Source organism: Shewanella sp. VB17 (assembly GCF_013248905.1).
In the GTDB taxonomy this organism is placed as follows: Bacteria; Pseudomonadota; Gammaproteobacteria; order Enterobacterales; family Shewanellaceae; genus Shewanella.
The window spans coordinates 1-8978 of sequence record NZ_JABRVS010000002.1; the positions used below are offsets into that span (position 1 = coordinate 1).

At 45.6% G+C, this 8978-nt stretch carries 6 protein-coding genes and 2 pseudogenes; all 8 read left to right on the plus strand.

Annotated elements, in window-relative coordinates; translation table 11 throughout:
* Positions 1-20: 20 nt before the first annotated feature.
* Positions 21-149, plus strand: a complete 129-nt coding sequence (locus tag HQQ94_RS23185; RefSeq protein WP_173296796.1) for a phosphopantetheine-binding protein — start codon at positions 21-23, stop codon at positions 147-149.
* Positions 150-168: 19 nt separating this feature from the next.
* Positions 169-1459 (plus strand): annotated as a pseudogene (locus tag HQQ94_RS23190) (condensation domain-containing protein); the annotation flags it as partial.
* A 42-nt stretch (positions 1460-1501) separates the two neighbouring features.
* Entirely contained in the window at positions 1502-3478 is a 1977-nt protein-coding gene (locus HQQ94_RS23195) for a condensation domain-containing protein (protein ID WP_375335727.1), read from the plus strand.
* Positions 3438-4514 carry an amino acid adenylation domain-containing protein gene (locus HQQ94_RS22240; protein WP_173296788.1) on the plus strand — a complete coding sequence of 359 codons (1077 nt, stop codon included), beginning with the start codon at positions 3438-3440 and terminating at the stop codon, positions 4512-4514. The genes HQQ94_RS23195 and HQQ94_RS22240 overlap by 41 nt, the downstream gene beginning before the upstream one ends.
* Positions 4515-4525: 11 nt before the next feature.
* Positions 4526-4639: a hypothetical protein gene (locus tag HQQ94_RS23200; protein ID WP_217274258.1), complete on the plus strand. Its 114-nt coding sequence runs from the start codon at positions 4526-4528 to the stop codon at positions 4637-4639.
* Positions 4640-4658: 19 nt separating this feature from the next.
* Positions 4659-6768, plus strand: a pseudogene (locus HQQ94_RS23205) (condensation domain-containing protein).
* Entirely contained in the window at positions 6731-7885 is a 1155-nt protein-coding gene (locus HQQ94_RS22260; RefSeq protein ID WP_173296792.1) for an AMP-binding protein, read from the plus strand. Before HQQ94_RS23205 ends, HQQ94_RS22260 begins: the two are co-directional and overlap by 38 nt.
* Before the next feature lie 44 nt (positions 7886-7929).
* The coding region (locus tag HQQ94_RS22265; protein WP_173296794.1) for an amino acid adenylation domain-containing protein at positions 7930-8978 on the plus strand (1049 nt) is incomplete at its 3' end.

Below are 8978 nucleotides of genomic sequence, written 5' to 3' on the forward strand. Positions count from 1 at the left end.
TCCGCAGTGGTGGTGATTCGATAATCAGTATTCAGCTGGTATCTAAACTACGTCAAGCAGGCTTTAGCTTGCAGGTTAAGGTGATTTTTGATGCACCTACGGTGGCGCAATTGGCATCTGCATTAGAAAAAAGAAGCCTCAGCGGTTGAAATTGTTGCCGAGCAAGGCGTGCTTGAAGGTGAGTTTGATTTATTGCCAATTCAGCAATGGTTCTTTGATGGGGTATGGGCGAGTGAGCATCACTGGAATCAAGCCTTTATGGTGCAGCTACCTCAAGGTGTGACACTGTCTGCCATCGAAAGGGCGCTAGAAAGTTTAGCGGAGCAGCATGATGTCTTGCGTACTCGCTTTACCTCTTCACCATCAAGAGGTCAGCGTTATGATGCCCGCAGCACCATGGCACCTTTAGTGAGTTGTGATGTCAGTGAGTTGTCAGATGATGAGTTGCATCAGCAACTAACGACTTGGCAGAGTGACTTTGCACTTGATGCAGGGCCTTTATGGCAGGCTGCAGAGCTGACAGGCTATGAAGATGGCCGCTCACGTCTTTTCTTTGCACTTCATCATTTGATTATTGATGCGGTGTCGTGGCGAATTATTGCCGATGACATGCGTCTACTGCTAACAGGGCAAAGCTTACCAGAAAAAACCAGCAGTTATCGGCAATGGGTGGGTGCCATCACAGAGTATGGTAAAAAAGTCGGAGAAGGACGTGGCTTACTGGCAAGGTGTCACCGCTGATATGCGGATACTCCCTGAGCTTAGTGAGCCGCAAACGCAAGGTGTGATGTTATCTCATGAGTTAACCGAGACTTTATTGCGCGAGGCCAATAGCGGTTATCACACTGAGATTAATGACTTGTTGTTAAGTGCGCTAACGATTGCCCTACAAAGTACCTTTGGAGAGTCGGTTAATCATATCGTACTGGAGGGGCATGGACGTGAGTCGATTGATGAGACCTTAGATGTATCACAAACAGTGGGTTGGTTTACCAGTATGTACCCGGTGAAGCTTGATGCTTATGAAACGGCTGCAGAGACCATCATTCACACTAAGGAAATGCTCAGGGCAATACCCGATAAGGGGCTTGGTTATGGTGCTTTGCGTCAGGTTGGGCGTGTTGCAGGTCAATTACCTGAAGTGAGCTTTAACTATTTAGGCCAATTAGGTGAAAGCAGTGTTAGCGGAGCTGAGCTGGATTGGAGCTTGGTATCAACAGATGTGGGTGTACAAGTCTCGTTCGATAACGAGGATGATTTAGCGCTTAATATCAATGGTGCAGTACAGCAAGGGGTGTTGGGCTTTAGTATTATTTCACGTTTATCACAGGGGCAAACGGCATTATTTGTTGCTGATTTTGAAGCGGCGCTGACAATGGTGATTAACACTGCTAAACAGCAAGCTCAATTAGGCGGACTTAAGACACCGAGTGATTACGGGCTCGATAAATTCTCCGTTTCAGAACTTTATCGCTTACAAGGCCAATATGACATAGAAGCTATTTACCCTGCCACGAGCTTGCAGCAAGGGTTTATCTATCATCACATTAGTCAGCCTGATGATGATGCTTATCGTGTACAGATGTTATTTGATTATCAACGTGCATTAGACCTTGATAACTATCAAGAGGCGTGGCGCTTAGCATCGATACGTTTCCCAATCCTTCGCACAGCTTTTGATTGGCAAGGAGAGATGCTGCAGGTGACAACCCGTGGTGCGAGTATTAATAAAGATAATTTCACTGTTAAAGATATTAGCCATTTATCGCTTGAGGCGCGTGAGCAAGTCATCATTGAGATACAGCAAGAAGATAGGGCTGTTGGTTTTGATTTAACTCAGCCGGGGTTAGTCCGTTTTACGATTATTAAGCAAGCGGATGACTTGTTTACGGTATTAAAAAGTGAGCATCACAGCATTATTGATGGCTGGAGTGTGCCTGTGTTGATGGATACGGTGCATGGTTATTACAATCAGTTAATGGCAGGTGAGGCGCCGCGTATCGAGGTGGACAAGGCGTATTTGGCTGCGCAAGAATATTATCGTCATACTCAAGCTGACACTGATATGTATTGGTCAGAGGTGAAGGCGCAATATCAAGGCGCGAATGATTTATCTAACCTGCTCACTCATAAGGTGGACTTATCTCAGGTTAAGGCTGTGGATGAGCCGGCAGGGCAAGCATTTAAGGTGGAAGGTCAAGCCTACAAGCAATTGACCACGATGTGTAAAGCGCAAGGGGTGACCTTAAATGTTGCTTTGCAGTTTGCTTGGCATAAGTTACTGCAAACCTACAGTGGTGATAGTCAAACAATCGTGGGGACCACGGTATCGGGTCGAGATGTGCCGGTTGAAGGGATTGAGTCAAGCGTTGGGCTGTATATTAATACCTTGCCATTGATGGTTGATTGGGAGCAAGCCGAGTTAACGGTTGGCGCTAGCTTAAAAGCGATTCAAAAAGATATTGCGGCGTTGAACAGTCACAGTGCAGTGTCGCTAGCGAGTCTGCAACAAGACGGTGAGCGATTGTTCCATAGCTTGTTTGTGTTTGAAAACTATCCGCTGTCGGAGGTGGATGAGCTTAATACTGGGATTGAATCTAATTTAGCTTTCCGTGATGCGGTAGAGAAAGTGGATTATCCGCTGTCGGTGATAGCTTTTGAGGAAGGGGATAGCTTAACGGTTAACCTTGGATTTAGTGAAGCTTGGTTGAGCATCCAGGATGCCACACGTCTGCTTAATCAGCTTGAGTGTATCTTAAGCTCAATCGCCGCCAAGCCCGCGCAGTTATGTCAGTCATTATCTTTTATCAGTGAGGATGAACGCAATACCTTGCTGCACAGCTTTAACGACACTGAGGCGCCATATCCAAGCGATAAAACCTTGCATCAGTTGTTTGATGAGCAGGTGTCGAAAACACCGGATAACATTGCTTTAGTGTTTGAAGACAAGCAGCTCACCTATGCTGAATTAAATGAAAGAGCCAATCAATTAGCCCACAGCATCCGTCAGACACACCTCGATATCTGTGGTCACGAGCTTAAGGCCGATACCTTAATTCCACTGTATTTGGACAGAAGTCTGGAGATGGTGATTAGTATTTTAGCGGTGCTGAAAGCGGGTGGTGCGTATGTGCCTATTTCGCCGGAGTACCCAGCAGAGCGAACTCAGTTCATCTTAACCGATACCGATGCCAAGATGGTGGTGACGCAGTCACAATATCTTGAGACGCTAACTGCTCTGGGTGATGATATGAGTTTGTTGTCAGCAGACTTGTCTTCGAGTTATGAAAGTATGCCAACCCAAAGACCAAACCTAGTCAGCACAGCTAACGATTTGGCCTATGTGATTTACACCTCTGGGACGACGGGGAAACCAAAGGGGGTGATGATTGAGCATAGGGGAGTTGTGAACCTATCTCAATTTATAATTAAAACGCATGAAATATCAGCAGATACAAAAGTATTACTTTTTTTCTAATTATGTTTTTGATGCGTCGGTTTATGAACTTTTTCCATGTTTATTTTCAGGGGCTTCGTTACATATAGTGCTTAAGCATGCTCAAAAAAATCCTGAAATTTTATTGAAAATGATCAACGAGTATCAGATCGATAAGGCCTTTATCCCTACAGTTATTGTTAATCATATGGCGAAAGAGCTGAAAGATTCTAGCTTGCAGGTGCTGCATACGGGAGGGGATGTGTTAAACGCATTAGCTTGCTTGCCTGCTAAGGTGACATTTAATCAATATGGCCCAACAGAAGGAACTGTATGCGTGACGCAGAACTTACTTAAAGATTTCAATGATATTCAAATAGGAAAAGCAATAGATAATACACTGCTATATGTTTTAAATACTAGCTTGCAACCTGTTGCTCTTGGGGGGGCTGGTGAGCTTTACATCGGTGGCGCAGGTTTGGCGCGCGGGTATCTTAATCGCCCAGACTTAACAGCGGCGAGCTTTATTAAAAACCCGTTTGCCACGGCTGAAGACATCGAAAAAGGGTATACGCGTTTATACAAAACGGGTGATTTGGTACGTTACTTAGCCGATGGTCATTTGGAGTATTTAGGCCGTAACGATAGCCAGGTCAAGATCCGTGGTTACCGGATTGAGCTAGGTGAAATTGAAACGGCGTTATCACTCCTCGATAGCGTGAAGCAAGCTGTGGTGATAGACCGTGAACGTGATGGGGCTAAATACTTAGCGGCGTATGTGATGTTAACAAAGGGTCATGTTTTGGACATTGATAGCGTCATGGCGTCTCTGGCTCAAAGCTTACCCGAATACATGGTGCCGGCGACGTTCACAGATATTGATGCTGTTCCATTAACGATTAACGGTAAGCTAGACAGGCGGGCTTTACCTGAGCCGACTTGGGTTAATAGGGACAATTACACTGCACCCCGCAATGAGCTTGAGACTCGGCTGTGTGAGATTTGGCAGTCGGTGTTGGGTCTTGAGCGAGTGGGGATACACGATAACTTTCTTTCCGCAGTGGTGGTGATTCGATAATCAGTATTCAGCTGGTATCTAAACTACGTCAAGCAGGCTTTAGCTTGCAGGTTAAGGTGATTTTTGATGCACCTACGGTGGCGCAATTGGCATCTGCATTAGAAAAAAGAAGCCTCAGCGGTTGAAATTGTTGCCGAGCAAGGCGTGCTTGAAGGTGAGTTTGATTTATTGCCAATTCAGCAATGGTTCTTTGATGGGGTATGGGCGAGTGAGCATCACTGGAATCAAGCCTTTATGGTGCAGCTACCTCAAGGTGTGACACTGTCTGCCATCGAAAGGGCGCTAGAAAGTTTAGCGGAGCAGCATGATGTCTTGCGTACTCGCTTTACCTCTTCACCATCAAGAGGTCAGCGTTATGATGCCCGCAGCACCATGGCACCTTTAGTGAGTTGTGATGTCAGTGAGTTGTCAGATGATGAGTTGCATCAGCAACTAACGACTTGGCAGAGTGACTTTGCACTTGATGCAGGGCCTTTATGGCAGGCTGCAGAGCTGACAGGCTATGAAGATGGCCGCTCACGTCTTTTCTTTGCACTTCATCATTTGATTATTGATGCGGTGTCGTGGCGAATTATTGCCGATGACATGCGTCTACTGCTAACAGGGCAAAGCTTACCAGAAAAAACCAGCAGTTATCGGCAATGGGTGGGTGCCATCACAGAGTATGGTAAAAAAGTCGGAGAAGGACGTGGCTTACTGGCAAGGTGTCACCGCTGATATGCGGATACTCCCTGAGCTTAGTGAGCCGCAAACGCAAGGTGTGATGTTATCTCATGAGTTAACCGAGACTTTATTGCGCGAGGCCAATAGCGGTTATCACACTGAGATTAATGACTTGTTGTTAAGTGCGCTAACGATTGCCCTACAAAGTACCTTTGGAGAGTCGGTTAATCATATCGTACTGGAGGGGCATGGACGTGAGTCGATTGATGAGACCTTAGATGTATCACAAACAGTGGGTTGGTTTACCAGTATGTACCCGGTGAAGCTTGATGCTTATGAAACGGCTGCAGAGACCATCATTCACACTAAGGAAATGCTCAGGGCAATACCCGATAAGGGGCTTGGTTATGGTGCTTTGCGTCAGGTTGGGCGTGTTGCAGGTCAATTACCTGAAGTGAGCTTTAACTATTTAGGCCAATTAGGTGAAAGCAGTGTTAGCGGAGCTGAGCTGGATTGGAGCTTGGTATCAACAGATGTGGGTGTACAAGTCTCGTTCGATAACGAGGATGATTTAGCGCTTAATATCAATGGTGCAGTACAGCAAGGGGTGTTGGGCTTTAGTATTATTTCACGTTTATCACAGGGGCAAACGGCATTATTTGTTGCTGATTTTGAAGCGGCGCTGACAATGGTGATTAACACTGCTAAACAGCAAGCTCAATTAGGCGGACTTAAGACACCGAGTGATTACGGGCTCGATAAATTCTCCGTTTCAGAACTTTATCGCTTACAAGGCCAATATGACATAGAAGCTATTTACCCTGCCACGAGCTTGCAGCAAGGGTTTATCTATCATCACATTAGTCAGCCTGATGATGATGCTTATCGTGTACAGATGTTATTTGATTATCAACGTGCATTAGACCTTGATAACTATCAAGAGGCGTGGCGCTTAGCATCGATACGTTTCCCAATCCTTCGCACAGCTTTTGATTGGCAAGGAGAGATGCTGCAGGTGACAACCCGTGGTGCGAGTATTAATAAAGATAATTTCACTGTTAAAGATATTAGCCATTTATCGCTTGAGGCGCGTGAACAAGTCATCATTGAGATACAGCAAGAAGATAGGGCTGTTGGTTTTGATTTAACTCAGCCGGGGTTAGTCCGTTTTACGATTATTAAGCAAGCGGATGACTTGTTTACGGTATTAAAAAGTGAGCATCACAGCATTATTGATGGCTGGAGTGTGCCTGTGTTGATGGATACGGTGCATGGTTATTACAATCAGTTAATGGCAGGTGAGGCGCCGCGTATCGAGGTGGACAAGGCGTATTTGGCTGCGCAAGAATATTATCGTCATACTCAAGCTGACACTGATATGTATTGGTCAGAGGTGAAGGCGCAATATCAAGGCGCGAATGATTTATCTAACCTGCTCACTCATAAGGTGGACTTATCTCAGGTTAAGGCTGTGGATGAGCCGGCAGGGCAAGCATTTAAGGTGGAAGGTCAAGCCTACAAGCAATTGACCACGATGTGTAAAGCGCAAAGGGGTGACCTTAAATGTTGCTTTGCAGTTTGCTTGGCATAAGTTACTGCAAACCTACAGTGGTGATAGTCAAACAATCGTGGGGACCACGGTATCGGGTCGAGATGTGCCGGTTGAAGGGATTGAGTCCAGCGTTGGGCTGTATATTAATACCTTGCCATTGATGGTTGATTGGGAGCAAGCCGAGTTAACGGTTGGCGCTAGCTTAAAAGCGATTCAAAAAGATATTGCGGCGTTGAACAGTCACAGTGCAGTGTCGCTAGCGAGTCTGCAACAAGACGGTGAGCGATTGTTCCATAGCTTGTTTGTGTTTGAAAACTATCCGCTGTCGGAGGTGGATGAGCTTAATACTGGGATTGAATCTAATTTAGCTTTCCGTGATGCGGTAGAGAAAGTGGATTATCCGCTGTCGGTGATAGCTTTTGAGGAAGGGGATAGCTTAACGGTTAACCTTGGATTTAGTGAAGCTTGGTTGAGCATCCAGGATGCCACACGTCTGCTTAATCAGCTTGAGTGTATCTTAAGCTCAATCGCCGCCAAGCCCGCGCAGTTATGTCAGTCATTATCTTTTATCAGTGAGGATGAACGCAATACCTTGCTGCACAGCTTTAACGACACTGAGGCGCCATATCCAAGCGATAAAACCTTGCATCAGTTGTTTGATGAGCAGGTGTCGAAAACACCGGATAACATTGCTTTAGTGTTTGAAGACAAGCAGCTCACCTATGCTGAATTAAATGAAAGAGCCAATCAATTAGCCCACAGCATCCGTCAGACACACCTCGATATCTGTGGTCACGAGCTTAAGGCCGATACCTTAATTCCACTGTATTTGGACAGAAGTCTGGAGATGGTGATTAGTATTTTAGCGGTGCTGAAAGCGGGTGGTGCGTATGTGCCTATTTCGCCGGAGTACCCAGCAGAGCGAACTCAGTTCATCTTAACCGATACCGATGCCAAGATGGTGGTGACGCAGTCACAATATCTTGAGACGCTAACTGCTCTGGGTGATGATATGAGTTTGTTGTCAGCAGACTTGTCTTCGAGTTATGAAAGTATGCCAACCCAAAGACTAAACCTAGTCAGCACAGCTAACGATTTGGCCTATGTGATTTACACCTCTGGGACGACGGGGAAACCAAAGGGGGGTGATGATTGAGCATAGGGGAGTTGTGAACCTATCTCAATTTATAATTAAAACGCATGAAATATCAGCAGATACAAAAGTATTACTTTTTTTCTAATTATGTTTTTGATGCGTCGGTTTATGAACTTTTTCCATGTTTATTTTCAGGGGCTTCGTTACATATAGTGCTTAAGCATGCTCAAAAAAATCCTGAAATTTTATTGAAAATGATCAACGAGTATCAGATCGATAAGGCCTTTATCCCTACAGTTATTGTTAATCATATGGCGAAAGAGCTGAAAGATTCTAGCTTGCAGGTGCTGCATACGGGAGGGGATGTGTTAAACGCATTAGCTTGCTTGCCTGCTAAGGTGACATTTAATCAATATGGCCCAACAGAAGGAACTGTATGCGTGACGCAGAACTTACTTAAAGATTTCAATGATATTCAAATAGGAAAAGCAATAGATAATACACTGCTATATGTTTTAAATACTAGCTTGCAACCTGTTGCTCTTGGGGGGGCTGGTGAGCTTTACATCGGTGGCGCAGGTTTGGCGCGCGGGTATCTTAATCGCCCAGACTTAACAGCGGCGAGCTTTATTAAAAACCCGTTTGCCACGGCTGAAGACATCGAAAAAGGGTATACGCGTTTATACAAAACGGGTGATTTGGTACGTTACTTAGCCGATGGTCATTTGGAGTATTTAGGCCGTAACGATAGCCAGGTCAAGATCCGTGGTTACCGGATTGAGCTAGGTGAAATTGAAACGGCGTTATCACTCCTCGATAGCGTGAAGCAAGCTGTGGTGATAGACCGTGAACGTGATGGGGCTAAATACTTAGCGGCGTATGTGATGTTAACAAAGGGTCATGTTTTGGACATTGATAGCGTCATGGCGTCTCTGGCTCAAAGCTTACCCGAATACATGGTGCCGGCGACGTTCACAGATATTGATGCTGTTCCATTAACGATCAACGGTAAGCTAGACAGGCGGGCTTTACCTGAGCCGACTTGGGTTAATAGGGACAATTACACTGCACCCCGCAATGAGCTTGAGACTCGGCTGTGTGAGATTTGGCAGTCGGTGTTGGGTCTTGAGCGAGTGGGGATACACGATAACTT